This window comes from Aeromonas sp. 97A, from assembly GCF_051919185.1.
Taxonomy (GTDB): Bacteria; Pseudomonadota; Gammaproteobacteria; order Enterobacterales; family Aeromonadaceae; genus Aeromonas; species Aeromonas veronii.
Genome location: NZ_JBQBFF010000001.1, coordinates 4,265,815 through 4,291,350, shown reverse-complemented (window position 1 = coordinate 4,291,350; position 25,536 = coordinate 4,265,815). Strand labels below are relative to the sequence as shown.

General features: G+C 61.1%; 22 protein-coding genes and 1 pseudogene. 10 read left to right on the top strand and 13 right to left on the bottom strand.

What is annotated here, in order from left to right; genetic code table 11:
• Window positions 1-431: 431 nt before the first annotated feature.
• Both ACTG27_RS19680 and ACTG27_RS19675 read left to right on the top strand, forming a co-directional pair.
• Window positions 432-3,191 (top strand): collagenase, encoded by a 2,760-nt coding sequence (locus ACTG27_RS19680; RefSeq protein WP_439980232.1) that lies wholly within the window; start codon window positions 432-434, stop codon window positions 3,189-3,191.
• 187 nt (window positions 3,192-3,378) lie between these two features.
• A pseudogene (locus ACTG27_RS19675) lies at window positions 3,379-4,325 on the top strand (ElyC/SanA/YdcF family protein).
• A gap of 84 nt (window positions 4,326-4,409) precedes the next feature.
• Here the strand turns inward: ACTG27_RS19675 and ACTG27_RS19670 are convergent.
• From ACTG27_RS19670 to ACTG27_RS19660, 3 genes are all read right to left on the bottom strand, one after another.
• Window positions 4,410-5,024, bottom strand: a complete 615-nt coding sequence (locus ACTG27_RS19670) for a superoxide dismutase (protein WP_123172298.1) — start codon at window positions 5,022-5,024, stop codon at window positions 4,410-4,412.
• Window positions 5,025-5,041: 17 nt separating this feature from the next.
• Window positions 5,042-5,521: a hypothetical protein gene (locus ACTG27_RS19665; protein ID WP_005354955.1), complete on the bottom strand. Its 480-nt coding sequence runs from the start codon at window positions 5,519-5,521 to the stop codon at window positions 5,042-5,044.
• A gap of 175 nt (window positions 5,522-5,696) precedes the next feature.
• Window positions 5,697-6,713, bottom strand: a complete 1,017-nt coding sequence (locus ACTG27_RS19660) for a chemotaxis protein (protein ID WP_005335957.1) — start codon at window positions 6,711-6,713, stop codon at window positions 5,697-5,699.
• Window positions 6,714-6,914: 201 nt separating this feature from the next.
• Between ACTG27_RS19660 and ACTG27_RS19655 the strand changes: the two genes are divergently transcribed.
• Window positions 6,915-7,634 carry an SDR family NAD(P)-dependent oxidoreductase gene (locus ACTG27_RS19655; protein WP_439980231.1) on the top strand — a complete coding sequence of 240 codons (720 nt, stop codon included), beginning with the start codon at window positions 6,915-6,917 and terminating at the stop codon, window positions 7,632-7,634.
• Here ACTG27_RS19655 and ACTG27_RS19650 read toward each other — a convergent pair.
• Both ACTG27_RS19650 and ACTG27_RS19645 read right to left on the bottom strand, forming a co-directional pair.
• Window positions 7,621-9,687, bottom strand: a complete 2,067-nt coding sequence (locus ACTG27_RS19650; RefSeq protein ID WP_439980230.1) for a tRNA(Met) cytidine acetyltransferase TmcA — start codon at window positions 9,685-9,687, stop codon at window positions 7,621-7,623. The two genes, ACTG27_RS19655 and ACTG27_RS19650, sit on opposite strands and share 14 nt — an antisense overlap.
• Window positions 9,684-9,995: an HlyU family transcriptional regulator gene (locus tag ACTG27_RS19645; protein WP_005354958.1), complete on the bottom strand. Its 312-nt coding sequence runs from the start codon at window positions 9,993-9,995 to the stop codon at window positions 9,684-9,686. Before ACTG27_RS19645 ends, ACTG27_RS19650 begins: the two co-directional genes overlap by 4 nt.
• A 136-nt stretch (window positions 9,996-10,131) precedes the next feature.
• On the opposite strand from ACTG27_RS19645, the gene ACTG27_RS19640 reads away from it, so the two are divergent.
• The 4 genes from ACTG27_RS19640 (at window position 10,132) to ACTG27_RS19625 (ending at window position 13,823) form a co-directional block, all read left to right on the top strand.
• Window positions 10,132-10,338: a bacterioferritin-associated ferredoxin gene (locus ACTG27_RS19640; RefSeq protein WP_047436593.1), complete on the top strand. Its 207-nt coding sequence runs from the start codon at window positions 10,132-10,134 to the stop codon at window positions 10,336-10,338.
• A 144-nt stretch (window positions 10,339-10,482) separates the two neighbouring features.
• Window positions 10,483-10,962 carry a bacterioferritin gene (bfr, locus tag ACTG27_RS19635; RefSeq protein WP_005335967.1) on the top strand — a complete coding sequence of 160 codons (480 nt, stop codon included), beginning with the start codon at window positions 10,483-10,485 and terminating at the stop codon, window positions 10,960-10,962.
• 202 nt (window positions 10,963-11,164) lie between these two features.
• Window positions 11,165-13,276 carry a DUF885 domain-containing protein gene (locus tag ACTG27_RS19630; RefSeq protein WP_439980229.1) on the top strand — a complete coding sequence of 704 codons (2,112 nt, stop codon included), beginning with the start codon at window positions 11,165-11,167 and terminating at the stop codon, window positions 13,274-13,276.
• Window positions 13,277-13,364: 88 nt separating this feature from the next.
• On the top strand, window positions 13,365-13,823 hold the full coding sequence (locus ACTG27_RS19625; protein WP_103251444.1) for a methylglyoxal synthase: 459 nt from the start codon (window positions 13,365-13,367) through the stop codon (window positions 13,821-13,823).
• A gap of 267 nt (window positions 13,824-14,090) precedes the next feature.
• On the opposite strand, the gene ACTG27_RS19620 is transcribed toward ACTG27_RS19625, so the two are convergent.
• Both ACTG27_RS19620 and ACTG27_RS19615 read right to left on the bottom strand, forming a co-directional pair.
• Window positions 14,091-15,242 carry an iron-containing alcohol dehydrogenase gene (locus ACTG27_RS19620; RefSeq protein WP_439980228.1) on the bottom strand — a complete coding sequence of 384 codons (1,152 nt, stop codon included), beginning with the start codon at window positions 15,240-15,242 and terminating at the stop codon, window positions 14,091-14,093.
• 143 nt (window positions 15,243-15,385) lie between these two features.
• Complete coding sequence (locus tag ACTG27_RS19615) at window positions 15,386-15,841, bottom strand: hypothetical protein (RefSeq protein ID WP_019446593.1); 456 nt, start codon at window positions 15,839-15,841, stop codon at window positions 15,386-15,388.
• 474 nt (window positions 15,842-16,315) lie between these two features.
• Between ACTG27_RS19615 and ACTG27_RS19610 the strand changes: the two genes are divergently transcribed.
• A complete protein-coding gene (locus ACTG27_RS19610; protein WP_439980227.1) occupies window positions 16,316-17,788 on the top strand; it encodes a C69 family dipeptidase in 1,473 nt (490 codons plus the stop codon).
• 60 nt (window positions 17,789-17,848) lie between these two features.
• On the opposite strand, the gene ACTG27_RS19605 is transcribed toward ACTG27_RS19610, so the two are convergent.
• From ACTG27_RS19605 to ACTG27_RS19595, 3 genes are read right to left on the bottom strand one after another with little or no spacing between them, the layout of a single operon-like run.
• A complete protein-coding gene (locus ACTG27_RS19605; RefSeq protein ID WP_005341514.1) occupies window positions 17,849-18,595 on the bottom strand; it encodes an SDR family oxidoreductase in 747 nt (248 codons plus the stop codon).
• A gap of 57 nt (window positions 18,596-18,652) precedes the next feature.
• Window positions 18,653-18,898, bottom strand: a complete 246-nt coding sequence (locus ACTG27_RS19600; protein ID WP_040067114.1) for a DUF3624 family protein — start codon at window positions 18,896-18,898, stop codon at window positions 18,653-18,655.
• A gap of 31 nt (window positions 18,899-18,929) precedes the next feature.
• Complete coding sequence (locus tag ACTG27_RS19595) at window positions 18,930-19,451, bottom strand: N-acetyltransferase family protein (protein ID WP_439980226.1); 522 nt, start codon at window positions 19,449-19,451, stop codon at window positions 18,930-18,932.
• Window positions 19,452-19,637: 186 nt separating this feature from the next.
• Between ACTG27_RS19595 and ACTG27_RS19590 the strand changes: the two genes are divergently transcribed.
• Entirely contained in the window at window positions 19,638-21,077 is a 1,440-nt protein-coding gene (locus ACTG27_RS19590) for a RimK family protein (RefSeq protein WP_064341595.1), read from the top strand.
• A gap of 82 nt (window positions 21,078-21,159) precedes the next feature.
• On the opposite strand, the gene ACTG27_RS19585 is transcribed toward ACTG27_RS19590, so the two are convergent.
• Window positions 21,160-22,788, bottom strand: coding sequence for an alpha-amylase family glycosyl hydrolase (locus ACTG27_RS19585; RefSeq protein ID WP_439980225.1), 1,629 nt, complete (start codon window positions 22,786-22,788; stop codon window positions 21,160-21,162).
• Between the two features lie 109 nt (window positions 22,789-22,897).
• Window positions 22,898-24,865: a TonB-dependent copper receptor gene (locus ACTG27_RS19580; protein WP_439980224.1), complete on the bottom strand. Its 1,968-nt coding sequence runs from the start codon at window positions 24,863-24,865 to the stop codon at window positions 22,898-22,900.
• Here ACTG27_RS19580 and ACTG27_RS19575 point away from each other — a divergent pair.
• Window positions 24,854-25,114 carry a hypothetical protein gene (locus tag ACTG27_RS19575; protein WP_139714664.1) on the top strand — a complete coding sequence of 87 codons (261 nt, stop codon included), beginning with the start codon at window positions 24,854-24,856 and terminating at the stop codon, window positions 25,112-25,114. The genes ACTG27_RS19580 and ACTG27_RS19575 overlap by 12 nt on opposite strands.
• Here ACTG27_RS19575 and ACTG27_RS19570 read toward each other — a convergent pair.
• Complete coding sequence (locus ACTG27_RS19570; protein WP_005335997.1) at window positions 25,111-25,368, bottom strand: DUF2442 domain-containing protein; 258 nt, start codon at window positions 25,366-25,368, stop codon at window positions 25,111-25,113. The genes ACTG27_RS19575 and ACTG27_RS19570 overlap by 4 nt on opposite strands.
• Between the last annotated feature and the right edge of the window lie 168 nt (window positions 25,369-25,536).

Genomic DNA, 25,536 nt, shown 5'->3' with positions numbered 1-25,536 from the left:
ATGAGCAGGTGGTGTTGAAAGCAACTCTTATCAGGTCGCCTGTGCTACCCATACAGGCGGCCAATATCTTTTCATCCCGCCTCCTCACGAACAAATAGCTGGCTTTGCTGATTGAGTCACCAGTCATCATCCGCCCAGATAATGTGCCTTAAGCCATAGGGACATCTCGCTTTTCCTGGTCATTTGCTGCATGTCTCGTGTTAATTAAATGAGATCTGACAAGCACTTTACACAACTAACAACTTCTTCAATAAAGTCGCATGTGAGCCCTCACTACGGCAGCAGGAGTTCAAAAACAGCAAGCATATAAATCAACGCCATATCATTGATTTATATGTCATTTAAAAAATCATTGATATTCTTTTGAGTCTCTGTAAATTGCCTTGCGATTACTCGCAAGACAATACACAAACAAGAACAAAGGGATAAAAATGAACCGTTCAGGTACCGGGTGGCTGCTGCTGGCAGGCCACCTGCTTTTGGCTACACCCTCGGCGCAAGCCAACTACTCCCCCAATGACTGGCGACAGTATCAGCTGACTGGCGAATCGAGCCGGCAACTGGCCGCTCGCATCACCGAGATCACCTACGAGCTCAAGGCGCGCAGCAGCAATGCACCCTATCAGCAGCTCAGGGTCTACCGCCGCTTCGACTGGCAGAGCAGCGATCTCGCCGCACTGGCCGAGCAACAGTGTGGCGAGCCGCAGCTCAAGGTAGATGCGGGCTGGCAGATCCGCTTCGTACGCTGTGAAGATCGGATTCCGGCGGGCAAGCTGATTCCCGCCAGCAGTTATGACTTTGGTTATGGCCTCAAGCAGGGTCGCTGGGAGCAACTGGCGGGCACGCCGACCGCCCAGCGGCAGGATCGTCTGCCACTGCCACAAGCCATCATCCTGGGCCAGAGCGAAAGGGAGCTGGATCGCTGCGAACTCAACGCACAAGGCCGCTGCGCAGAGCCGGAGTGGCACTATCAGCCGCAGGATTGGCAGCAGTTGCAGGTACTTGAAGAGACCCCGAGTGAACGGGATGGCCGGTTGGAGCAGATCTTCTTCCGTCTGCAACCGGTGGCAGGCAGTCAGGCTGCCGCTCAGGTCAGCGAGATCCATGTCTGGCGCCGCTATCAGTGGCAGCTGGATCAGCTCACGCCTCAGCAGGAGTGTGATGAGCCGCAGGAACGCAAGGAGGGGAGCAACACCATCCGCTATCGCATCTGCCGTCAGGTGATCCCCGCTGGCAGCGAGGTTCAGGTAACGCTGCAAGATAGCGGCTACCAATACCCGGTCGCTGGCGGCGAGTGGCAACCCCTGCCGGAGAGCAAAGCGTGGCAGGAGAGCCGGGTGCTCAATCGCCCCATCGTGCTGGCCAGCAAGGAGGAGCTGCTGGAGTGTCGCCGCGCCAACGGTCGTCTCTGCTCCGAGCCAGAGCAACCCGATGTGGCTCTGCTCGACAGCGATGCAGCCAAACTGGTGGCCGACGTGAGCGGCCAGAACAGCCCTGCCTGGCAGGCGGATTACGGCCACGATGACGCCAAGCTGATGGCGGTGGTGCGCGGCATGCGTGCCCTGCTGGCGGCCAACCAGCCGACCCATCCGGCAATGGACAAGCTGCTCTACTATGTGCGCGCCCACAACTACCACGGCGGCGTTGGCAAGGAGAGTGATCAGGCCGCCCGGGCACTGGCCGGGGTGATGATTGATCTGCTCAACCACCCCTTGCTGCTGGGTGCCGAACCACAGGATCAGGCTGGCACAGTGCTGGAAGCCTGGAGCGTAGCGGCGCAGGGACAGCTTGGCCAAGCCGCCTTCCGCCAGAGTGCCGCCCCCATGCTGGCCCAGCTCAACCAGGCGCTCGGCTATGCGGTGCAACATGCGGCACAGATCAATGGCCACAAACCCTGGGCCGATGGCCTGTTCGAGCTGCTCAATCTGGTCGATCAGAGCGCCTCTTACGGTCAGCAGGCAGACTTCAGCGCAGCTGTGCTGCAGCAGGAGGCGGCATTGCGCCAGAGCCTGCTGCAACTGGGCCTGAGCGAGCTAGCCCTCTGGAAACAGCGCGATGGCTCACGGGATCTGTTTATCTTCAACAACATCCTCGATGCCCATAGCCGTCTCTACCAGATGATGCGCTACCTCCATCACACCCGCCCGGATAAGGCGATCGCCTATCGCCAACAGCTGGATCGCGATGTCATCGCCATCATGCGCCAGCAGGGGCTGATCCCGGGTGGCCAGCATCCGGCTGCCATGCTGGAAGAGGTCTCCCTGACCCTCTCCAGCTACTACCTCACCTACACGGATCGCACCAGCGAAGCCTGTGTCAGCGGCGAGTTTGCCGGGCTTTGTACCCCGATCCGCATGGAAGATATTCTGCCGTTCGAGCACACCTGCTCGCCCACCCTGCGTCTGCGCGCCCAGGATCTGACCTTGGCTCAGGCCGAAGGGATCTGCCGCGAGCTGGGTGATGAAGAGCAGCGCTTCCACCAGCAGATGGAGACTGGCTGGCAACCGGTGGCCGATGATCACAACGAGGCGCTGGAGCTGGTGATCTTCAACTCCTCCGCCGACTGGGGCCGCTACGGCAGCGCGCTGTTTGGCGTCTCCACCGACAATGGCGGCATCTATATCGAGGGGGATCCGGCTCGCCCCGGCAATCAGGCCCGCTTCTTCGCCTATGAGGCAGAGTGGAAACGCCCCGCCTTCCAGGTGTGGAACCTGCGCCACGAGTACGTTCACTATCTGGATGGCCGCTTCAACCAGTACGGCAGCTTCGGCCACTATCCGCTCAACCGCACTACCTGGTGGGCAGAGGGGATTGCAGAGTACATCGCCCACGGCCAGTGCTTTGCCCGGGGTCTGGATAACGTGGCAAACCGCCCCGCCAACCAGCGTCCGACACTGGCGGCTATCCTCCACCTTGACTACGACCAGGGTGGCGAGATGGTCTACTCCTGGTCCTATACCGTGCACCGCTTCCTCAACGATACCGGTCGCGGCGCCAGCTGGCTGGCGTTGGCACAGGCGCTGCGCAATCCGGATCGACAGCAGGCGATGAGCGACTTCGAAGGGGAGCTGGACCGGCTGATCGCCAACGACAGCGACGCCTATCAGGCGTGGCTCGCCCGGGATCTGCTGCCCTGGTGGCAAGCAAACAAGGAGTCAGACGCCTGCAAGGGCAATGACTCCGCCCACTGATAAACCTTCACCGACCAGAGGGGCTGCCACCGCAGCCCCTCTCTTTATCCTCCCGCTCTCCCGGCCTCTGCTGCGACAACCTCTGCCCGAATGAGGTGCCCGCCCGTTATCAAGCCTGACGCCAGCGGCCGAGTTGTAATAGAATGCCGATAGCCACTCCCAACTTCAGACCCTGACCGCACCGCGCATGAAGAAGTTTGCCAAGATCCTCCTCGCCTGCCTCGTTTTGCTGCTGGCCCTGATTGCCATGCTGCTGGGCTACAGCGAGTGGATCGTCTCGGATGCCCGTCACTACACCTACGATCAGGTAGACAAGGTGCCCTACAACCGGGTTGCGGTGGTGCTGGGTACCTCCAAATATCTCTCCGGTGGCGGCCCCAACCACTACTTCAAATACCGTATCAAGGCGGCGGCCGAGCTCTACAACAATGCCAAGGTGGACTTCATCATCGTCTCCGGTGACAACGCCACCGTGCAGTACAACGAGCCACGCCAGATGCGCCGCGCCCTGATCAAGGCGGGCATCCCCGCCTCCGCCATCTATATGGATTTCGCCGGATTCCGCACCCTCGACTCAGTGGTTCGCGCCAAGGAGGTGTTCGGCCAGGAGCGCTTTACCGTGGTCTCCCAGGGCTTTCATAACGAGCGGGCCATTTTCATCGCCCGCCATTTCGGTATCGATGCGGTCGGCTTCAATGCCGAGGATCCCAGCGCCTATCAGGGGATCCGCACCCGGGTGCGGGAAGTCTTTGCCCGCCTGATGGGGCTGCTCGACCTCTATGTTCTGGACAAGGGGCCAAGTTCCTCGGGGCACCGGTCCCCATCGGCCTGCCTGTGCCTTGCCAGTCACTGAGCACCATCGGCAGCCTGCAACCCTGCCTAAAACAACCCAAATCGGCGGTGGATGAGGCCAAGCCAGCGGCAGTTTCTGCCGCGGTTGCCACCGAGTCGGCTACTCCATCTACCTCGGCCGCGACTGAACAAGTCACTCCTGCTTTATCCGCTGCGGCAACCACTGAGCCTGTCACTCCCGCCCAACCCGCGATGGAAACCTCCGCCAAGACGCCCAGCACGGCCTTGCCCACATTGCCGGTTGCCCCTTCAGCCGCCAGCGCCAGCACAGCCGCACCATAAACAGATGACCCGCCAACTGGCGGGTCTTGTTATTGCAGCTCGGGTTGTGGCGGTGAGCCTGTACACCCATTCCCAGCGACCAGGTCAGCCTCTCGCCGCTTGATAGCGGCGCGCCACTTCGGGCCAATCCACCACCTGATAGAAGGCTGCGATATAGTCAGGACGCTTGTTCTGGTACTTGAGATAGTAGGCGTGCTCCCACACATCCAGCCCCAGGATCGGGGTATGGCCATGCATCAGGGGGCTATCCTGATTGGCACTGCTCTCCACCTGCAATCTGCCCGCCTTGTCCACCACCAACCAGGCCCAGCCGCTACCAAAACGGCTCAGGGCAGCCTGAGTGAAGGCCTGCTTGAAGGCATCGAATCCCCCCAATTCCCGCTCGATGGCCAGAGCCAGTTCACCGCCCGGCGCACCGCCCCCCTGCGGGCTCATCACCAGCCAGAACAGGGAGTGGTTGGCATGGCCGCCGCCATGGTTGCGGACCGCCCCCTGCAAGGTGGCAGGCAGAGTATCGAAGCGGCGCAGCAGAGCCTCTACCGGCATTGCGGCCAGCTCTGGCGCCCCTTCCAGCGCGGCGTTGAGGTTGTTGATATAGGTCTGGTGATGACGGCTGTGGTGGATCTCCATGGTCAGTGCATCGATATGGGGTTCCAGTGCGTCGTAGGCATAGTTCAGGGCTGGCAGGGTATGGCTCATGATGACCTCTGTTCGGATTAATGGAGCCGGGATGAGGGCTCGCTCTGACACAGGCAGTGACCGAGCGAACGCATGATCCCGGCGTGACTGCCGTGGCGCTGTACGAACGTCAGCAACTCGGCACGGGTTGTGCGGGTATGGCGCAACGCGGCCTCTCGCAGGCGAGAGGAGCAAGCGGGGGAGTGACAGGTCGCCAGCAGGCAGTCGTGCACATAGCAGAGCAGGTCGGCGGCGCGATCGGGCAGGGTCATGGCCACCAGCAGATCCGCCAGATTGTGGTGAGCCACGACCAGCGCCGCCACCGCCTCATCGGCGTCATGCCACTGCACCAATTGCTGACGAGCCAGCCAGAGCGCCTGCTGATAATGGGCCAACGCCTGATGATACTCGCCGCAATCAAACAGCCGGTTGCCCTCTCTGGTCTGCTGTTTCCAGTGACTCATGCTGCTGCCACCTTCGGTCGACTCGACCCACCCCTTCACCCAGGTTGCTGTCATATGCTTCACACCAACAAATGATAATAATTATCATTACATGAATCATATCCAGGAGACAAGGGGCGTCGGGATCGCAGTAAACAGCCAAAACAGCGCGGCCACTCCTTGGCAAGGAGTGGCCGCTTGAGGCAACCGGCCAGTGGATTCGACCGGCCAATGGCAAGTTAATGGCAGGTCAGATGTTGTTGGCTGGCGAAGGCGGGGCAATTCCCAGCAGCATATGGTCCATCATCCCCACCATGCGCCCAATCTCGGGCTTGGTGATGGTATCGTTGGCCCCCAGTTGCAGCGCTTTCTGACGGTTGTCATCGCTCATCAGGGAGGAGAACATCACGATGGGCATCTCCTTGTAGGAGGGGGTATCCCGCAGCCGCTTGAGCAGGTGCATGCCATCCATGCGCGGCATCTCCACATCAGTGATCACCGCGTTGACGAAGCCGGTCACCGGCATTCTCTCCTCCTGTGCCAGACGATCGAAATCCGTCATCATCTCCAACCCCTCGCCGCCGTCCTTGGCCGTGATCACGTTGTAGCCAGCGGTGCGCAGGGTGGTCTCGATCATCTTGCGGATAAAGGCCGAGTCGTCCACCACCAGAATGGTTTTGCCCTGGCGCAGCGCCATCATGCGATCGTCGATGAGCACCTTGCGGTCCTGGGTGACGTCGTACTTCTCCATGCTGAGCTCGGGGTTGATATCGGCGATGATCTTCTCGAAGTCGAGGATCATGATGAGGTTGCCATCGCGCCTGACCACGGCCACCACGCAGTCGTTCTCCCCCGCCTCCAGAAACTGGCTGGGTGACTCCACATCCTCCCAGGAGACCCGGTGGATCCTGCTGACGCTATCGATCAGAAAACCGTTGGCCATCTTGTTGAAGTCGGTGACGATCACCACCTTGTGGCTGGGGTCAGGGTTGGTCTTGATGCCGAGCCAGCCCGCCAGATCCACCAGCGGGATGAGGCGATCCCGCAGGGAGAAGACCCCCACCATATGGCGCTGGGCATTGGGGTAATCTGTGGTCTCCGGCACCCGGATCACCTCGCGCACCTTGGCGACGTTGATCCCGTAATAAGCGGTTTTTTCACGACCGTCCGGTAGCTGCTTCTTGAGGTGAAACTCGATGATCTCAAGCTCGTTGGTGCCACTTTCGGTCAGGATAGATTTACGCTCTTCCCCATCTTTGGACATCATGGTGACTCTCATTCTGGTTGCGCGGGCAGCAGACCGCTGCGGTTTTCCCTCAGTATAGGAATGGATTTCACCCAACGGCTCGGATCTCGGCAAGATTGCACCGTTAACCGCTTGATCCCGCAGGCTGGCGGGATCGTATCTGCCAATCAGGACAACATTGGCGGATGGTGAAATCCATCATGTACTCACAAGGAGCCTGAGATGAGTGAAGGCATAGTCGTGATTGGCGCTTCTGGCGGTATCGGGGCGGCTCTGGTGACACACTGGTTGGCGGCGGGTGTCGGGCCAGTGATTGCCATCAGCCGTCAGCCCGCACCAGCAGAAGCCTCTTCGCCAGCCCTGCACTGGCTATGTTGTGATTACAGCGATGAGCAGATGGCAACTGCGGTAGCCCGCATCGCGGAGTTGGCACCGAGACCCCATCGGGTGGTGATCTGCAACGGCATACTGCATCAGGGGGAGCTCCAGCCGGAGAAGCGGCTCGAAGCAATCAATCTCGATGCCATGACCCGCTTCTACCAGACCAATGCCTTGCTGCCGCTGCGCTGGATCAGCCAGTTGTTACCGCTGTTTGGCCGCGAGCCTTGCACTCTGGCCGTTCTCAGCGCCCGGGTCGGCAGCATTGGCGACAACCGAGCAGGCGGCTGGTATGGCTATCGCGCATCCAAGGCAGCCCTCAACATGCTGCTCAAGTGTGCCGCCATCGAGCTGGCCCGGCGGGCCCCCGGCGTCAAATTGCTGGCCTTCCATCCCGGCACAGTGGATACCCAACTCTCCCGCCCGTTTCACGCCAATGTACCGGCGGGAAATGTGCAGAGTCCCGAGCTGGTAGCCGACCATCTGATTAACCTGATGAACCGGCTGCAACCGGATGGCGAGCTGAGCTTTCTCGACTGGCAGGGCAAACCTATCGAGTGGTAGGGGAACTCAAGAGACGCGCCAGCAGCGCCCGCAACCTCTTGATCACGGCGGGCTTGCCAGCCAGTTGCAACCTCGCAGCCAGTCTTCCCCAGTCGGCATATTGCCAGATGGCTGCGATCAGCAGATAACGCTCTTCAGGGGTCAGTGAACCCAGCACAGCCAGATTGCGCGCCAGCCACAGCTGCAAGCTGGATTGGCTCAGTTCGAACGGCTTGTGATGCAGGGCAAAGCACTCAACCTCATCGCGCTCGAACTCGCCAAGCTCCGCTGCAGTGACGGTACTGCCTTGCAGGCATTGCCATACCAACTCGGGATCCAATCCTTTCAATTCACCCGCCAGCAAGATCGGCAGCTGGCGAATGAAACGCTGCTGCCATTGATTCAACTCGATCTCATGCTCGGGTTTCAGCGCTTTGAGCAGCAGGGCTGCGTGGCAGCCGCTGGCGGCATCCCGTTGCAGGCCGATGCGCAGCACCGTCAGTCCCGCCTTGCGCCAGAAGGGGAGCAGGTCGGCGCTGGCCGAAAAGGCCGAGCCGAGGTAGTCGATGCCAATCTGACGATAGTGCTCCTCAAGCTTGCCAAGCAGCAGCGAACCCAGTCCGTGCCGGTGCAGCTCGGGGTGGATGGCGATACGCATCACCCGGGCGTAGCTGCGCCCCCCCGCCGTTTTAAAACCGGCGTGGGCCAGCAGCGACTGGGGTAGCAGATGGCCGCGCGGACGGCGGCGACCGGCCCAGATCGCCTCGGCCAGCTCGGGCTCTATCTCCCCTTCCCGCGCCACCAGCGCCACTCCCAGCAGGCTCGCATCCTGCTCCAGCAGATGGATGTCGAGAGCCGGGCTCTCCAGCAGGGACCTGAGATCGCTCGGCGTGGTCTGGTAGTGAGCCAGCACCAGCAAGCCGAACAGCTGGTTGAGCAACGTCTCGTCGCTCGCCAGCACCTCCTGACTGACCAGACGCCAGCTCGGGCTGATCGGCGGCAAGGGCGTTGCCACTTCGGCATCAAGTCCCAGCAGGCGGAATATCAGCGGCTCCAGCGGATCGCGCTCACTCCAGCGAATGGGTTCAGAGAGGCGGATCTCCTGCCACTCCGGGGTCAGGCTATCGAGCACACGCTTGAAGCGCAGGTGAAAACCGCGCCCCGTCCCCTCGTAACCGTGCTCGGTGGTGGCAAACACGATGCGGCTGTAGCGGGCCAACATGGCTTCGAGCAGCGGGGTCGGAATGGCGGCCGCTTCATCCACCAGCAGCAGATCGGGATTCATCGCCTCGTGCACCAGCCGATCCGGCGAGCAGTAGCTCAGTCCGGTCAGCTGTTCAGGCGTGGTATCGAGCCCGCGAGCAGCGTGGGCAAACAGGGTCGCCACTGTTGCCTGCGATGGGGCCGTCACCACTATGTTCAGCGCGGGCTGCTGACGCAGCAGTTCGGCGGCGGCCAGCCCCAGCAGCGCACTCTTGCCACGGCCGCGGTCGGCGCTCAGCACCAGCGGCCGGCGGCGATGACCGTGCAATACCTTGTGGATGACGGGTAGTGCCCGTGTCTGATCGCAGCTCAGCCTGCGTTCGGGCCCAAGCGGTTGCCACAGTTGCGGGCAAACCGGCGGCTCCAGAGAGAGGGCTGGATCACCTTCCAGCAACCGCACCAGCCGGGCGATAAAGCCGTGACCGGCCCGACCCGCCTCTTCCGGCTGGGCCACCAGCCGGATCCGGTCAGGATCCGGCCATGCAGGCCACTCTACTCTTGGCGGCGTCAGCAGCAACAGCAAGCCACCGGCGCATAGAGTGCCTGCCAGCGCCCCGAAGGCATCGGGGTGAAAGCCGCTGAATGCATTGAATACCAGCGTGTCGCACTCCTGACCGAGCCGCTGCAGCGCCTTGGCAGCGGGTTGAGGGGCATAGCACTCGGGCCCGGCACCCAGCCAGAAGACGGTCTCGCCGAGCAGGGATTGGGCGCGGGCAATGCACTCGGCCTCCTCCCCCTCCAGCCAGATCAGTCGTCGCTCACCGGCGCGGGCCAGCGCCTCGCGCAGCAGGGTGACCTCTTGCTGTGTCATGAAGCTTGGCTGTCAGCCGGTTTGCGGGGCTCGAACATGCGATCTCCCATCTGATCGATAAAGGTGTGAGCCTTCTGCACCATGAAACGCTCGGCATCGGCCGGATTGGCAAACAGATCGGAGCGGATGAAACGGTGGGTTTGCAGCACGCCGTCCAACTCTTTGGTGATGCGCCCTGCCAGTCGGTACTGGCCACCTTCGGCCATGGGTTCCGGATAGATGAGATAGCCGGCATATTCGGTGGGAGTGACTTCCGGCGCCTTGGTCGGCTCGCCCCCGAACAGGGCGCTGAACAGTTTCTTGAGCATGGTGATCTCCTCTGGTTGCCAGCATTGTCCCCAAGGGGTTGCACAGTGGCAAGCAGGGGATGTTATTACCAATGGTTATTTGCACTACAAACCATTCTCATTTAGATTTCACTTCATTCCACAAGAGGTGACCATCATGTACGTCTGTTTGTGCCGCGGCATCACAGATACCCAGATCCGCAAAGCGGTGCAGTCAGGTAAAAGCGAATTCCGCCAGCTCAAGCAGTCGCTCGAGGTGGGCGCCCAATGTGGAAAATGCGTGCGCATGACCATGGAGATCATTGCCGCCGAGCTCGACAAGATGGAGCAGGATCAACCCGTGCTCTACTACGAAGTGGCCTGATCCGGACACCTCTTTTCTGATGCGACCCGCCAACAGGGTCACCCCTTTTCTCAGGCGAGCTGGCTCGCCAGACCTCTTGTTGTCACTTTTCTGGACTAAGCTCTAACGATCGAAGCCTCAGGCACGAACCAAGGAGCACTGTCGATGAAAGGAGATCCCAAGATCATTGCCCACCTCAACAAGGTGCTGGCCAATGAGCTGATAGCCATCAACCAATACTTCCTGCACGCCCGCATCTACGATGACTGGGGCCTCAAGGCGCTCGGGCACAAGGAGTATCACGAGTCTATCGATGAGATGAAACACGCCGACGAGCTGGTCAAGCGCGTGCTGTTTCTCGAAGGGCTGCCCAATTTGCAGGATCTGGGCAAGCTGCGCATCGGCGAGACCGTCGAAGAGATGTTGCGCTGCGACCTCTCGCTGGAGATGGATGCCATCCCCGACCTCAAGGTAGCCATCGCCTACGCCGAGTCGGTGCAGGACTACATCAGCCGCGACCTGTTCCAGGAGATCCTGGAGGATGAGGAGGAGCATGTGGACTGGCTGGAGACCCAGCTCGATCTTATCGATCGCATCGGGCTGGAGAACTACCAGCAGTCGCAACTGCACCATGGTTCATCCTGAATAGTTATGGCATGAAAAAACGGTTAAAAAACCCGCTCAGGCGGGTTTTTTAATGTCTGGCTGCATAGCTTTTCACGCCACTTATCAGCATGAAAAACAAGCGTATTTTTGCTATTCAGATCGCAAAAACAGACGCTTGGGAGTTGCACTATTGGGGCCCCTCACAGGGACATACAATAACAACATGTGAAAGGACTACATCATGCACTTCCTACCCAACAAGCTCGCGCTAGCCTGCGCCATTGCACTGTCTCTTACCGCCTGCAATGACAACAGCTCGAACGCACCTGCAGATCCCGCAGCCACCAAAGCATCCCTGATGCAGACCATGGATGAAGCCCTGCGCGAGAGCCAGTCGCTCGACCCCTACGGTTTTGCCATCGGTGCCACCAGCATCGCCAAGCGCAAAGCACTCGACAGTTCACTGATCCAACGACTGAATGCTCTGGATCCTACGGTGCTAAGTGAGCGGGATCGGCTGTTCTACGACATGATCCGCTGGGACTTGCAGATCAATCTTGAAGGATACGATTTACCCCAATCCCAGATCCCGATCCATCACTTCCGCAACCGCGTGGTGGATCTGGCAGATGACGTCGGCGCAGCCCCAGCCAGCGGCAAAGCGGCTCGCACCGTCAGCGGTGACTTCGACTATTTCGAGCACAGCTCGACCGACAGGGTCACGCCGGGTGATGGCGCATGGCGACGGGATCTCGACCGCACAGACACAGCTCCGGCACTTGCAATGGCAACTCGAGCAAAGACAACAATGACCCAGCTGGCCTGGTATCAGGAACACCTCACCTGGCTCAAGGCCTATGATGTCTATCTTGCCGAGGTGAAACACCAGTTCGAGCTGGCCAGTGTTCAGGGCAACACCTTGCCTGATGAGCTGGTAGACCGGCTGCTGGCCCAGCTCAACAGCAAGCTGGATGGGGAGGCGATCGCCGGCTCCTACCTCGGCTGGCAGCAGTTGCCGGGAGATGCCGATGCCACACTGCGAGCAGACTACAAAGCCGTGTTGGACAGCATCAACACCCGCTATCTGGCGCTGCGCGACTATCTGGATTACCAGCATGGCGGCGCCTATGCAGTGCGCTTGGGTAGTGGCGAGTGTGACGACGGTTTCTGTGGCATGACCAACGGGCGAGACTGGTATCGCTGGCTGCTGAAGAAGCACACCACCACCAACATGACACCGGAGCAGGTACATGAGCTGGGATTGAGCGAGGTAGAGCGGATCTTCGCTGCCATGGTCAAGGTATGCCATTCCGTCGGCAAATGTGACAGCGATGATGTGAGCCAAAGCAAGCAGAGCGGCCAGATCTACGCCTTCTTCCGCTATCTGAACGAGCCGGCCTTCTTCTATCAGAACCCGCTAGAGGTCTGGTCCGCCAGCCTCAACCCGGACAATGCAGCCGGGGCGACGTTGAGCGGGCCACAGCAGCAGGCGCTGGCCGAACACGAGCGGGCACTGCAGGAGTACAACGTCTTCAAGAGCAAAGCAGCACTGGTGCTGCCGGACTTTTTCGATGCCGAACGTACCATTCCCAAACTGGATTACGAGGTGGTGCCCGTCTCCTATGAAGATGCGCCATACGGCGGAGTAGCCTGGTATCAGGACGGCAACCCGCAGACCGGCCGCAAGGGGCAGTTCTTCCTCAACACATACTACCCCTATGGTCTGCAGAGCTGGAACATCAGCACCCTGCTGGCCCACGAGGCGGCGCCGGGTCACCACTTCCAGATCACCATCGCCCAGGAGCTGGCCGCCAAGGATCCCGACTTCCCGCAGTACGTGGCTAACGCCTCCTACACCTCCTATGCGGAGGGCTGGGCGCTCTACACCGAGTACCTGGCGGATCACGACATGGGGCTATATCAGGGACGGGGACTCTATGATCCGGCGGTGGGAGACGTGAAGGTCGAGGGATCATCCGCCTTCAACAACCAGTTGCAATACTTTGGCCGCCTCAACGAGGAGATGCTCAGGGCGATGCGGCTGGTAGTGGATACCGGTATCCACTGGTATGGCTGGAGCCACGATCAGGCTGTCAACTACATGAAGGAGAACTCGGCGCTGGGGGCGGGGGACATCAGCTCCGAGGTGCCGCGCTACATGGCCTACACCGGTCAGGCAACCTCCTACAAGGCGGGTCAGCTGGCGCTGATCCGGATGCGGGAGTCGGCCGAGCAGGCACTGGGCGGAGGCTTTGACCTCAAGGCATTCCACCACCATGTGCTGGAATACGGCATGTTGCCCATCTCGGTGCTGGAGCAGAAGAACAAGCAGTGGATTGAACAGTCGAAGTGATCACAGTTACGGCGCCCGGCAAGGTAACGGGCGCCGCTTTCGATTAGGATACGGCTCTCTTCCAATAACAATGCTACGGACGATTTCCATGGAACAGATTGCACGCGAGATGGCACCCCACAAACGGGTGGCACTGGTGGCTCACGACAACATGAAGACCCCTCTGCTGAACTGGGTGATGCGCCGCAAGGAGGAGCTCAAGCTCCACCATCTCTATGCGACCGGCACCACCGGCACCATGCTCGGCAAGCAGGCGCAACTGCCCATCACCTGCCTCTTCTCCGGCCCCATGGGGGGTGACCAGCAGCTCGGCGCCCTGATCGCCGAAGGGAAGATCGACGTACTGATCTTCTTCTGGGATCCCCTCAATGCGGTGCCCCACGATCCGGATGTGAAGGCGCTGCTGCGACTGGCCGCAGTGTGGAACATCCCGGTTGCCACCAACGAAGCGACCGCCGACTTCATCATGGACAGCCCCCATATGCGGCAAACGTTCAGCGTGCAGATCCCGGACTACGCCGGCTACCTCAAGGCGCGCACCGAGTAACAGATCAGCCAGATATAACAAGGGCCGCAGCAAGCGGCCCTTGTTATTGCTGGGGATGACCCCTGGTCAGCACGAATTGACCGGAAGATCGGCCAGCGGGATTTGCCAGCACTGATGAAACAAGCCGCTGGTGTGGTCGCGCGATTATTTCACCAGCGCAACAAAAAAATTTTATAGCCAGCTTTTATTGCAACAATCTTGTTTGGCGCAGACGCCTGCCACTCTGGCGGTCAGATGAGGGAGTGCCCCGATCCTCCCTTTGGCAATTCACAATGCCTGGGCGAGGATCCGCGCCACCTGATCCGGGTCGATATCCTGCTGCTCACCGAGCGCGGTGCGCCCCACCCGCTTGAGGTTGGAGCAGACCGCCGGAATGCAGCTTTCGCTGAGGCCATAGTCGGCAAGCCGGGTCCCCAGTCCCATCTTCTGGAAGAACTGCTCGGTGCGGATGATCGCCTCTTCGATGCGCAGGGCCTTGTCCTCGCGGGTCGAATGCCACACCCGCTCGGCAAACTGGGCCAGCTTGTCCTGCTTCTGGCTCGCCCGCTCACGCAGCAGTGAGGGGAGCACCACCGCCAGACTCTGGCCATGATCCAGCCCGTAGAGCGCCGTCAGCTGATGGCCGATAGCGTGAGAGGCCCAATCCTGCGGCACTCCGCAACCGATAAGCCCGTTGAGCGCCAGACTGGCCGCCCACATCAGATTGGCCCGCACCTGATAGTTGGTCGGCTCCGCCAGCGCCTTGGGGCCGTTCTCCACCAGCACCTGCAGCAAACCTTCCGCCAGCCGATCCTGTACCTCGCCGCCGACCGGAAAGGTTAGGTACTGCTCGGCAATATGGACGAAGGCATCCACCACTCCGTTACCGGTCTGGCGCGGCGGCAGACTGTAGGTGGTCGCCGGATCGAGCACCGCAAATTGCGGCTGCACCAGCGGGCTTCTGAAGGAGACCTTCACATCCCCCCGGCTCACCACCGAGGTGGGATTGCTCTCGGAGCCGGTGGCTGGCAGGGTCAGCACACAGCCCATCGGCAGCGCCTTGTGCACACTCGCCTGTTTACCGCAGATATCCCAGGGATCATCCCCCTCATAGCAGGCGGCCGCCGCAACAAACTTGGTGCCATCGACTACCGAGCCACCGCCGACCGCCAGCAGGAAGTCGATGCGCTCGCGCTTCACCAGCGCCACCGCCTCCATCAACAGCTCGAATCTGGGGTTGGCGCCGATGCCGGAAAACTCCTGCCACGTCACCCCTTCCAGCGCCCGGGTCAGCTGCTCATAGACGCCGTTTTGCTTGATGCTGCCACCGCCGTAGAGCACCAGCAGCCGGCTGCCGGGCGGGATCAGGTCGGGCAGGCTGGCGATCTGCCCCTCACCGAAACAGATGCGGGTCGGATTGGCATATTGGAAGTTGTACACGGCGGACTCCTCGACTGGCTCAATGCGCGGACATTGTGCGCCTGTGGGGAGGTGAGGTCAAAAGAGGTGGCAGAAGCTTGCCCATCGGCGGTCGACACTGGCCCATCGGTGCCGACCGGGTAGATCTCAGAACAGCGGCAGGATCATGCAGTTTTGGCCTCATCTTTGGATGAGCTCTTCTTACCGGTCAGGCGATCCATCGCCTCCTTGAGCATCGCCTCTCGCTGTTCGTTGAGCGGCTTGCTCTGCTCCGCCCGCTCTTCCGGCGTCAGCTTCTTGTTATCGGCGATGGTCTTGAGCTTCTCTTCGATCTCGTTGAACTTCTTGCGATCGAAACCAAGCGCCTTGTCCACCAGCTGCTGCACCACGCCCCCCTTGTCGGAGCTCATATCCAGCGCCGGCGGCAGCTTGTTGTTCTTGGCCAGATGTTCGTAGGTCAGCACCTGCTGGGCTTGGCCGGTCATGCGCTGGGTGGAGAGGCTGACCATCTCCTCCCAGCCACCACCCTGACCGCCGCTACTGGCACTGTTGAGGGTAGCGAGGGCGCGGTTGTTGGATGCGCTCTGGGCAAGCTGCTGGCTGTAGGGTTTGATATCCATGGGGGGCTCCAATTCAGTGCGCATCTGCGGCAATGGGCACAGGCTGATCCGATCACATGGGGCGTCAGGCCCCACCATTATCAATTAAACCAGCAAGTTACAGGCCAACTTGTCAGATAGTGCGAGATCCAGAGATATGGCGGATCTCACCACGCATCCCACGCAAGCAGGCGTCAGAATCATGACTCATCTGCTGCCAGCTCACGCTGTTTTGGCACATTTTGCCGTCCACGCGCCACGATGCCAGAGAAAAGTCAGGAACAGTCGTTCGATCACAAAATAAACAACCACTCGGGAATACAATTTTGGCGCACATCACAACCAGCCAGCCGTGTCATGGATGATCTGTTCGAAAAACTAATAACAGGCAGACCAATCTGTCGTGCTCACTCCGCTGCCAGTTCGGAGTTGCAGCCTCCCCACACCTCATCCCCTCGTCTGACTCTCACTCACCTCAACCTTTCGGGCATAACTATGAAAAAACACACCTTGAGTCTTCTCTCCGCCACCCTGCTCACCCTGCTTGGCACCAGTGCCGACGCCTGTACCGGTCTTATCGTCGGCAAGGGGGCCAGTGCCGATGGCAGCGTGATGATCGCCAGAAACGAGGATTTTGGCGTCAACAACTGGAACAAGTACCTCGCCTTCCGGCCCGCGCAGCAGAACGAGGGCAAACTCTGGATACTGGGCAACGGGCTGGAAGTGCCGATGCCCAAAGCATTTTTCGCCTACTCCGCCATCCACGACTGGGATGCCACCACCAGCGACCCGGCAGGCAAATATTATGAAGAGCGCGGCATCAACGAGTTCAACGTCGCCATCTCGGCCACCACCAGTGCCGAGGTCAACGACAAGGCCCAGAAAGCCGATCCGCTGATCGAGAAGGGAGTGATTGAAGCCATCATCCCGACCCTGATCCTGCCGCAGGCCAAGACGGCCAAAGAGGGGGTCGAGCTGCTCGGCCGCTATGTGGAGCAATATGGCGCCGGTGAGGGCAACAGCCTCTATCTGGCAGATGTGAACGAAGCCTGGCTGATGGAGATCGGCTCCGGCCACCACTGGATCGCGGTGCGGGTGCCGGACGACAGCTACGCCATGGTGGCCAACGGCCTGCGCATCCACGGCGTCAATCTCGACAGCGCCGATGTGCTGCACTCGCCCAAGCTGCTGGAGTTCGTGCGCGAGCACAAACTGCTGGATAACGCCGACCCGAAAGATTTCAACTTCGCCAAGGCATTCGGAGTGATTGCCGACCCCTACAACGTGGATCGGGAGTGGCTCGGCCAGAACATGCTGACGGCCTCCCACAAACAGGCGACCCGGCAGGCGCAATATCCACTGTTTATGAAGCCGGATGCCCCCATCGCCGTGCCGGACGTGGCCAGGGTGCTGAGCGCCACCTATGACGGTACGCCGCTCGCGGGCAAGGCGGAGCGGCCGATCCGCGTCGATCGCCAGCTGGAATCCCACGTCATCCAGCTGCGCAAGGAGATGCCCAAAGAGCTGCAGGGGCTCATCTGGCAGAGTTACGGCGTGCTGGCCGAATCTGTGATGGTGCCACTCTACAACACCCTGGAAAACTATCCCCAGCCCTATCGCACCGGCAGCGACAGCTACTCCGACGATTCCGCCTACTGGCAGTTCCGCAGCCTGACCGCGCTGGCCAGCACCGATCCGGACAAGTACCTGCCGCTGCTGCGCGGCGTCTGGAGCAAGGAGAGCAGCAAGCTTTACAAGGAGGTGGCATTGCTCGACAAGAGCCTCAAGCAGGCCTACGCCAGCGACAAGGCTACCGCCATCGGGCTGGCTGCCGACTACTCCTATGGCCAGTTGGAGCAGACCTATCAGATGGCCAAAGATCTGCGCTACAAGCTGATGACGGATCTCACCAAGCGCAGCGAGAAGAAGTATTCGCCGGAGGAGTTCAAGAAGATCATGAGCCTGTGACCGGCTCGCCAACGCAAAGAGGCTCCCACAGGAGCCTCTTTGTTTCAACCAATGCAGCGATCAGCGACGGCTGATATTGAGCGGGCCGAAGGTCTGGGCCACCGGCATGATCTCGATGCTGTTGATGTTGACGTGGGCCGGTTGCTGGCTAACCCAGAGCACGGTATTGGCGATATCTTCCGGCTGGATCGCCTCCACCCCCTGATAGACGGAGGCCGCCTTGGCATCGTCACCGTGGAAGCGCACGTTGGAAAACTCGGTGCCGCCGCACAGGCCCGGCTCCACGTTGGTGACGCGAATGGCGGTGCCCGCCAGATCGGCGCGCAGGTTGAGGCTGAACTGCTTCACAAACGCCTTGGTGGCGCCGTAGACGTTGCCGCCCGGATAGGGGTAGGTACCCGCGATGGAGCCGATGTTGATGACATGGCCGCGATTGCGCGCCACCATGCCCGGCAGCAGCAAGCGGGTGAGCAGGGTCAGGCCGCTGATGTTGGTGGCAATCATCTGCTCCCAATCTTCCAGATCCGCCTTGTGGGCCGGCTCCAGCCCCAGCGCCAGACCGGCGTTGTTGACCAGCAGATCCACCTCGCTCCAGGCGGCTGGCAGAGCAGCGATGGCAGCGCGGGTGGCCGCCTTGTCCTGCACGTCGAACGCCAGCGGCAGGAACTGCTCGCCCAGCTCGTCAGCCAGCGCAGCCAGCCGCTCGGCACGGCGACCGGTACCGATCACCTTGTAGCCCGCCTGCACCAGCTGGCGGCTGATGGACTCACCAAAACCGGACGAGGCGCCCGTTACCATTGCAATCATCTGAACCTCCATTATCTCAACCGATATTGTTATTTATGTTGTTGAAACCAATCTGATTTATTCATCGCTCAATTCACGTCCGGTCGCCTTGCGCCAGACAAATACCACCAGATGGAGCAGCAACAAGCCCGAGCCTCCCAGCGCAAACAACAGGCCGGTGAGGGCGTTGACCGAAGTATCGGCGCCGCACCACCACCAGACCAGCCAGCCACTCAGACCGATGACAAAGGTCTGGATGGCACAGACCGGGCAGCGCCCCAGCTTGGCCCTGATGGCGGTGGCGAGACAGTTGTCGCAGCTCATCCTGCTCCTCGATGTTGCTTGTTCAATACGGTCAGTTGGCCTGTGCAGAGGGCTTGCGCGCCTGAGAGCGAGCCACTCTGCGCCGCTCACGCTCATCGTCGCTCACCAGCGGCAGCACCAGTCGGTGGGCGTGCTGGTCGCGGCCATAGTAGTCCGCCAGCCGCTGCTGGGGACGAAATCCCAATCCCTGATAGAGCGCCAGCGCCTCTTCGTTGGCATCCCCCACTTCGAGGCGAATCGCCCCCCAGCCAGCGGCCTTGCCCTCGCGGATCACCTGCTCCAGCAGACGGCGGGCCCAGCCCAGACGACGCACCGTCCAGCGGATGGCAAGCGCCTGAATGACCAGCCGATCCCAGCCTCTGTGCTCAAGCAGGCAGAGATAGCCCATCAGCTGATGTTTCTCGTCCAGCAGCAACAGGGTGCGCCCCTTGGCGTGGGCCAGCAGATAGTGCCAGCGGCTGCGGCCAAAGGCGACTTCGGGAGGAAAACAGTAGCGTTCCAGATTAACGATGGCGCCCAGATCATCGGTTCGGGCCGCACGTACGGTCAACACGGGGAGTCCTTGTTCGGTTATTTATCCTCAGCACCAAAAATGCGACTTGTATCACAAGTTACCAAGGCGTCATATTAGGCACTGTAACCTCTTGTTTCCCCTCGCGCCATTGTCGTGCTTGTCGGTGCATCGAAGCCCACTGGGGATCCTGCCTGTTCAGGCAGTCTGATCTGTGGAGCCGAAAATATGAGTACCTATGTCATCGTCGAAGAGCTGGGCGACTGGCCTTGCCATGCCGATTATCTGCTGACCGCCCGCACCTATCTGCAACATGGCGTGCCGACCACCGGCGGCCGACCCCGCATCATCAACCTCTGCCGCAATCTGGAACACCTTAGCGCAGGCTACTACTGCTCGCTGCTGGCCCAGGCACGCGGCCACCACTGTCTGCCGGGTCTGCAGGCCATCAGCAGACTGCAACCCCAGCAGCCACCGGCCAAGCTGTGGCGCAAGGCACAAGGGTGGCTGGCCCAGCAGAGCGAGGACAGGATCCGGGTGCGCGCCATCTTCGGCCAGTGTGAACAGAGCGAGCTGGCGGGGCTGGCCCGCTACTACTATGGCCTGAGCCAGCTGCCGCTGCAGGAGCTGACCCTCAAGCGCGGCCGCCACGGCTGGTCGGTACGCCAGCAGCAGAGCCTGTCGCCGCTGGAGCTGAGCCCAAGCGAGAAAGAGTTGATGCTGCACCACGCTCAGGCACTGGTGGGGACCGGTGACGAGGAGCAGGCGGCGCCGCTCTATCAGCTCGCCATTCTGGTGGATCCCGATGACGGCCGCGCCAGCAGTGACGGGCTGGCGCTGGAGCGCTTTATCCGTGCTGCTGCCGCTCAAGGTATCCGTGCCGAGATCCTGCCACCGTCGGCCATCGAACGGCTACCGGAGTTCGACACCCTCTGGCTGCGGGCCGAAACCGCAGTCGGCCACTACACCTTCGAATTTGCCCATCGCGCCGAACAGCTCAAGATGCCGGTGATCGACAGCTCCCGCGCCATCTTGGCCTGCAGCAACAAGCTCTACCTCTACGAGCTGATGGTGCGCAGCGGCGTGCCCATGCCGCCCACCATGGTGGTGACCCGCCGCGGCCGCCACCATGTGGATGAGCTGGTGCAGCGGCTCGGCCTGCCGCTGATGGTGAAGGTGCCCGACGGGGCGCAGGGACGGGATCTGGCCATGGCCAGCGACGAGCAACAGCTGGCCCGCCTGCTGGACGAGGGGCTGGGCCGCTCCGCCCTGCTGCTGGTGCAGAGCCGGATCCCCGCCGAGTTTGACTGGCGCATCGGCTTTCTCGACGGCTCGCCGCTGTTCGCCTGTCGCCGCTACCGGCCCGAACCCGGCAACCGCATCCGCCGCCGCAAGCACCCCCTCGACATGAGCCGCATCGAGGCGCTGCCGCTTAACGAGGTGCCGGAGCGGGTACTGCAGACCGCTCGCCGCGCCGTCCATCAGCTCGGCAATGGCCTCTACGGGCTCGATTTGCGCCAGCAAGGGCGTGACTGCGTGCTGCTGGAGATCGTCGACAACCCCTGGATCCGCGGTGATATCGAAGACAAGGAGGCGCAGGATCTCTATGAGCGACTGGCCCGTGCCTTCCGCCAGCGGCTGGAAAACCGGGGCCAGACCACCGTATAACCACCATGACTTTGTCGCCCACAATGACAGAGAGGGCCCCGTAATGGGGCCCTCTCTCATATCAAAGCGTGCTGTGGCTGACTTATTGCAGACGCAGGAAACGCCCGCTCAAGGGCGGTATCTCCACCGTCACGCTGCTGCCGCCGATAGCCAGACTCTCGCCGCTCTGCAGATCCACCAGCGCACTGCCGCTGCGCAGTTTGCCCGCTGGCAGGCTGTAGCTGAGCGCCGTGGTGGAGAGGTTGAGCAGGTAGACTATCTGCTCCCCCGCCGTCTGCTTGATGTCACCATAGAGGCTGCCATCGGCCACCAGTTTGACTCGCTCTCCCTGATAGAGGGCGGGGTGGGCGGCGCGCATCGCCAGCAGCTGGGCCAGCCACTCTTTCAGCTCGGCTTGTTCGCTACCCGGCACAAAGCCGGTGACAGCGGGTACCTTGCCGTCGCTGCGGGCCACATGATCGTCGCACAAGCCCTGCGCCGCACAGTCACCACCAACCTTGGCAGCAAAGCCCGGCACCTCATCGCCAAACTCCTCGCCATAGTAGAAGGTGATGGGGCCGGAGCGAGCCGCCATAAAGCTGAAGGCCGCCTTGTGGCGCTGCCAGTACTCGGTCGACTTGAAGTTGCCACGCTCCAGCAGATCACCGAAACGCACCAGATCATGGTTGCCCAGCATCAGGTTCGGCATGGCGTGATTCGGGTAGTTCTCCACCTTGTTCCAGCTGGCGTCAAGCACGCTGGCCCCCTGCCCGCCCTTGCCGGACTCCTCGACCGCCAGCGCCTGCACGATGCCGTAGCGCAACGGGAAGTCAAAGGCCGAGGAGAGCGCCGGATTGTCGCTGCTGCCGTAAGCCTGGGCGCGAATATCGTCAGCCCCCTTCCACACCTCGCCCACCATGTAGCCAAGGGTGCCCCACTGCTGCCCTGCCGCCTTGCGCGTTGCGCTGGCCTGCTCCACCTCGCTGCGAATTGCGCGCCAATCATCCAGCCCAAGCTGATAGGCCTGATCGAGGCGCCAGCCGTCGATACCGTACTGCTCGACCCAGTAGCGGGCCACCTCCTTGAAGTAGGCGAGGCTCTCCGGCTTGCTGTAATCCACCAGCTGGCCGGGATAACCCGCACCGCCGCTGGTGAGGGCTGGCAGACGCCCCTCTGGCGAGGGTTTGCTCACCCCCACCTTGTTGACGTGGCCAAATACCCCGTCGAGGAAGACGTAGAGGCCGCGCTGATGCGCCCCGTCCACCAGTTTCTTGAGCTGGACGTTGCTGCCGAAGTTGGGGTCCACGGTGAAAAAGTCGCAGGCGAAGTAGCCGGTGGCATCGAGCTTGTTATCGCCGCCTTGCCCCGCGCAGGAGTCGAACACCGGGGTGAGCCAGATGGCGTTGACGTTGAGACTCTTGATGTGATCGAGGCTGTCGATGATCCCCTGCAGATCGCCGTTGTGCTGGGAGGGGCCATAGCCAACGCCGTAGTTGGCACTGCCGTCACCATCGGCAAACGACTCCACCATCACCTGATAGATCCGCAGGTTGCAGGCGGGTTGATCGTCGCCATAGCAGGCACGACTGGCCGTGGCGACCGGAGGATGGGTGACAGGCGGATTGACGACGGGGGGAGCGCTCTCCCCGCCTGAACTACCGCTGCCGCCGCAAGCCGCAAGTAACAGGGCGGCCCCGAGCAGGCCGCCATAGCGTAACGTTCCCTGTTTCATTGTTATGTTCCCGCTGTGAGAGCTGGCGTCTGATACGCCTGTTTTTCACCATGATAGCGATGCTCACACAGCGGTGTCTGTGACTGAAAACGTTATCTGACTCAACTGGTTAGAGCACACCGGCCGAGGCAAAGCGGTAGTTGACAGAGAGCCAGTAGGAACGACCCGGTTCGGGGATGCGGCCGCTCTGCTCGTAGCCCAGCCCGGCCTGACTGGCGTGCACCGACTTGGAGAGGTGCTCGTAGTAGAAGGTGTCGAACAGGTTGTCTACCCCGGCCGAGAGCTGCCACCCCTTGGCAAACTGCCAGGCGCCGCTCAGGTTCATGGTGAAGAAGCCCGGAGTCTCCCCCTGATCCTGACCCGCAACGGTGCCGGACCAGAGATCTACCCGATCCTGCGCCGCCACCGCACGCCCCAGCAGGGTAAAGCTCAGCGCTTCGTCCGGCTGCCAGCCCAGCGCCAACTTGCCATCGAGCGGTGGCATCTGGGCCAGCGGTTTGTTGTCGCTCTGGTTTTCGCCATAGACCACCGCCAGACCACCATCGAGACGCCACTGCTCGGCAAACTGCCAGCGCCCTTCCAACTCGCCACCCCGGGTCTGGGCATCGATATTGCGCACCTTGTTCGACTTGCTGTTGTAGAGCAGGTAGTCCTTGATGTCGGCGCTAAAGAGGGAGAGGGTCAGGTCCAGCTCGCGGCTGCGCAACGCCAGCCCCGCATCCCATTGGCGACTGCGCTCCGGGTTGAGGGTAAAGGGGGTAACGTCTTTGTTACGCTCCCAGTAATCCGGCGCCCGCTCCGCCTGCCCCCAGGCCAGATAGCTGGACCAGCGGGGCGACCACTGGTACTCGTAGCGGCCAAACCCGCTGTTCAGACTCAGTGTATCGCTGTAGAGGGTCTGATCCCCCGCGCCGTAACGGGTAGTCTCAACCCTATCCTGACGGTAACCCCCTTTGTAACTGTGAGCCCCCTGCTGACGACCCAGTTCGGCGAAGCCGCCCTGCTGCTCGAAACGCAGGGTGCGCTGGCGATCCTTGGTGGCATAGTCGACCCCACTCCGACTGCGGTGCTGATCCCGGTTGCTGTCGAGCCCGGCGGTCAGCAGCCAGTCTGCTGGCAAGGCGATGTCGTTGGCCCAGCGACCGCCGGTGTTGCGGCGATCCGGGTTGGAGAGCATCTTCATGCCGCTGTTTGGCCGCAGGCTGAAGTTGTCCATGATGTGGTCTATGTAGTTGTCCCACAGGGTCAGCTCGCTGCGCTGCCAGTGAGTGGTGACCTGCTCCTGCTTGAGCTTCAGCCCGAAGGATTCGCGATCAAACATGGGGCCATCCATGGTGCGGTCCGCATAGGCGGCGCGGGCGTTGCTGCGCTCGGCGGTCAGTTCCAGCCAGGTGTGCTCCCCCGGCGTCCAGCCCAGCTGGGCGGTGCCGTTCTCGCGGCGATAGAAAGATCGCACCTTGTTACCGTGACCATCGCGGTAATCGTCGCTATCGGAATGGGTGAACTGACCGCGCAGATAGCCGTCGGTCGAGCCCGCCGTCATATCCACCATCTGATCATCACGGCCAAAGCTGCCATAGAGGGCCGAGGCATCGGCCTTGAGGCCCGGTGCGGTGAACTCGGGTCTGTCCCGCTCGAACAGCACGGTTCCCGCCAGGGTGGCACCCTGCTCGAGGGATTGCGGCCCCTTCAGCACCCGGATCCGGTCAAAGGATTGGGGGAACACATAGGCGGTGGGCGGGTCCATCCGGCCGCCACAGCCACCGGCCAGCATGCCGCCATCCATCTGCACGTTGAGACGGGACATCCCCATCCCCCGCAGCACAGGGTCGCCACCGAGCCCCCCTTTGCGCACCATGCTCATGCCGGTGACATTCTTCAGATAACCGGCGCCGTCGGCAGCGGGCATGGGGGAACCGGGCTTCTTGGAATCCAGTGTCACTTCAAGTGTGCTGACCGAGCGGGTTGCCACCACCACCATGGGATCCAGCTGTTGCACTGGTTCCTGACCGGCGGCGCCGTGACAGGCGAGCCCACCAACCAGCAGGGCAAGGGGTGTGTGCATATGACAAGCCATACATTTTCCTTATGTATTTGTTTGTTTTGTTATTTTCATTCAACCAACCAAACCTTTCAGCAAGGGAAAGGTTTGCCATCTGGCCGCAAAAAAGGCCTGCGGCGCGAAAGCGGCAAGCCTCTGTCAGATGAAGCGAAGGCAAGTTGGCAAAATGTTGCGCAGGTTTTACCCAAGTTGGCTCAGAAAGGCAAACGGGCAAACATTCCAGTAACAGGAATCTGGCGTTGGCTCACAAAAAATGGGGATTAGCTGAAGGCTTCCCGCTCATCAATGGGAGAGATGAGGTGATAGACCTCATGGGCTGACAAGGTACATCCGACGGGCCACTCCAGCTGGTGGTGACGGTTGATGAAGACCCGGGCGCAGTGACGCTCGCTCTCCAGCTTTGCAAACAGCGGCTGGGTTCGCCAGGGGGTCAGATCCAGCACACCCGTGGTGCCATCCGATAACACCAGAAACAGGCGCCATCCCCGCACATACTCGACATCGATAAAGACCGGCATCCCTTCGGCTCCGATTGAGATAATTCGCGGCAATTATAAACACCAGCTCTCCATCCATACACGCGGCGGCTCACATTTTATCCAGCAGGTTATGCTGTGCTCATTAAGCGCGCGACATCACATTTTTAGATGACAAATGTGTTAATTCCGGCTTTTAACAAAATTGAA

Excerpts from the sequence above, each read along its gene's own strand:
- ACTG27_RS19680 (WP_439980232.1), top strand. The coding sequence starts at position 432 with ATGAACCGTTCAGGTACCGGGTGGCTGCTGCTGGCAGGCCACCTGCTT.
- ACTG27_RS19670 (WP_123172298.1), bottom strand. The coding sequence starts at position 5,024 with ATGAGCCATACCCTGCCAGCCCTGAACTATGCCTACGACGCACTGGAA.
- ACTG27_RS19665 (WP_005354955.1), bottom strand. The coding sequence starts at position 5,521 with ATGACAGCAACCTGGGTGAAGGGGTGGGTCGAGTCGACCGAAGGTGGC.
- ACTG27_RS19660 (WP_005335957.1), bottom strand. The coding sequence starts at position 6,713 with ATGATGTCCAAAGATGGGGAAGAGCGTAAATCTATCCTGACCGAAAGT.
- ACTG27_RS19655 (WP_439980231.1), top strand. The coding sequence starts at position 6,915 with ATGAGTGAAGGCATAGTCGTGATTGGCGCTTCTGGCGGTATCGGGGCG.
- ACTG27_RS19650 (WP_439980230.1), bottom strand. The coding sequence starts at position 9,687 with ATGACACAGCAAGAGGTCACCCTGCTGCGCGAGGCGCTGGCCCGCGCC.
- ACTG27_RS19645 (WP_005354958.1), bottom strand. The coding sequence starts at position 9,995 with ATGCTCAAGAAACTGTTCAGCGCCCTGTTCGGGGGCGAGCCGACCAAG.
- ACTG27_RS19640 (WP_047436593.1), top strand. The coding sequence starts at position 10,132 with ATGTACGTCTGTTTGTGCCGCGGCATCACAGATACCCAGATCCGCAAA.
- bfr (WP_005335967.1), top strand. The coding sequence starts at position 10,483 with ATGAAAGGAGATCCCAAGATCATTGCCCACCTCAACAAGGTGCTGGCC.
- ACTG27_RS19630 (WP_439980229.1), top strand. The coding sequence starts at position 11,165 with ATGCACTTCCTACCCAACAAGCTCGCGCTAGCCTGCGCCATTGCACTG.
- ACTG27_RS19625 (WP_103251444.1), top strand. The coding sequence starts at position 13,365 with ATGGAACAGATTGCACGCGAGATGGCACCCCACAAACGGGTGGCACTG.
- ACTG27_RS19615 (WP_019446593.1), bottom strand. The coding sequence starts at position 15,841 with ATGGATATCAAACCCTACAGCCAGCAGCTTGCCCAGAGCGCATCCAAC.
- ACTG27_RS19610 (WP_439980227.1), top strand. The coding sequence starts at position 16,316 with ATGAAAAAACACACCTTGAGTCTTCTCTCCGCCACCCTGCTCACCCTG.
- ACTG27_RS19605 (WP_005341514.1), bottom strand. The coding sequence starts at position 18,595 with ATGATTGCAATGGTAACGGGCGCCTCGTCCGGTTTTGGTGAGTCCATC.
- ACTG27_RS19600 (WP_040067114.1), bottom strand. The coding sequence starts at position 18,898 with ATGAGCTGCGACAACTGTCTCGCCACCGCCATCAGGGCCAAGCTGGGG.
- ACTG27_RS19590 (WP_064341595.1), top strand. The coding sequence starts at position 19,638 with ATGAGTACCTATGTCATCGTCGAAGAGCTGGGCGACTGGCCTTGCCAT.
- ACTG27_RS19585 (WP_439980225.1), bottom strand. The coding sequence starts at position 22,788 with ATGAAACAGGGAACGTTACGCTATGGCGGCCTGCTCGGGGCCGCCCTG.
- ACTG27_RS19575 (WP_139714664.1), top strand. The coding sequence starts at position 24,854 with ATGACAAGCCATACATTTTCCTTATGTATTTGTTTGTTTTGTTATTTT.
- ACTG27_RS19580 (WP_439980224.1), bottom strand. The coding sequence starts at position 24,865 with ATGGCTTGTCATATGCACACACCCCTTGCCCTGCTGGTTGGTGGGCTC.
- ACTG27_RS19570 (WP_005335997.1), bottom strand. The coding sequence starts at position 25,368 with ATGCCGGTCTTTATCGATGTCGAGTATGTGCGGGGATGGCGCCTGTTT.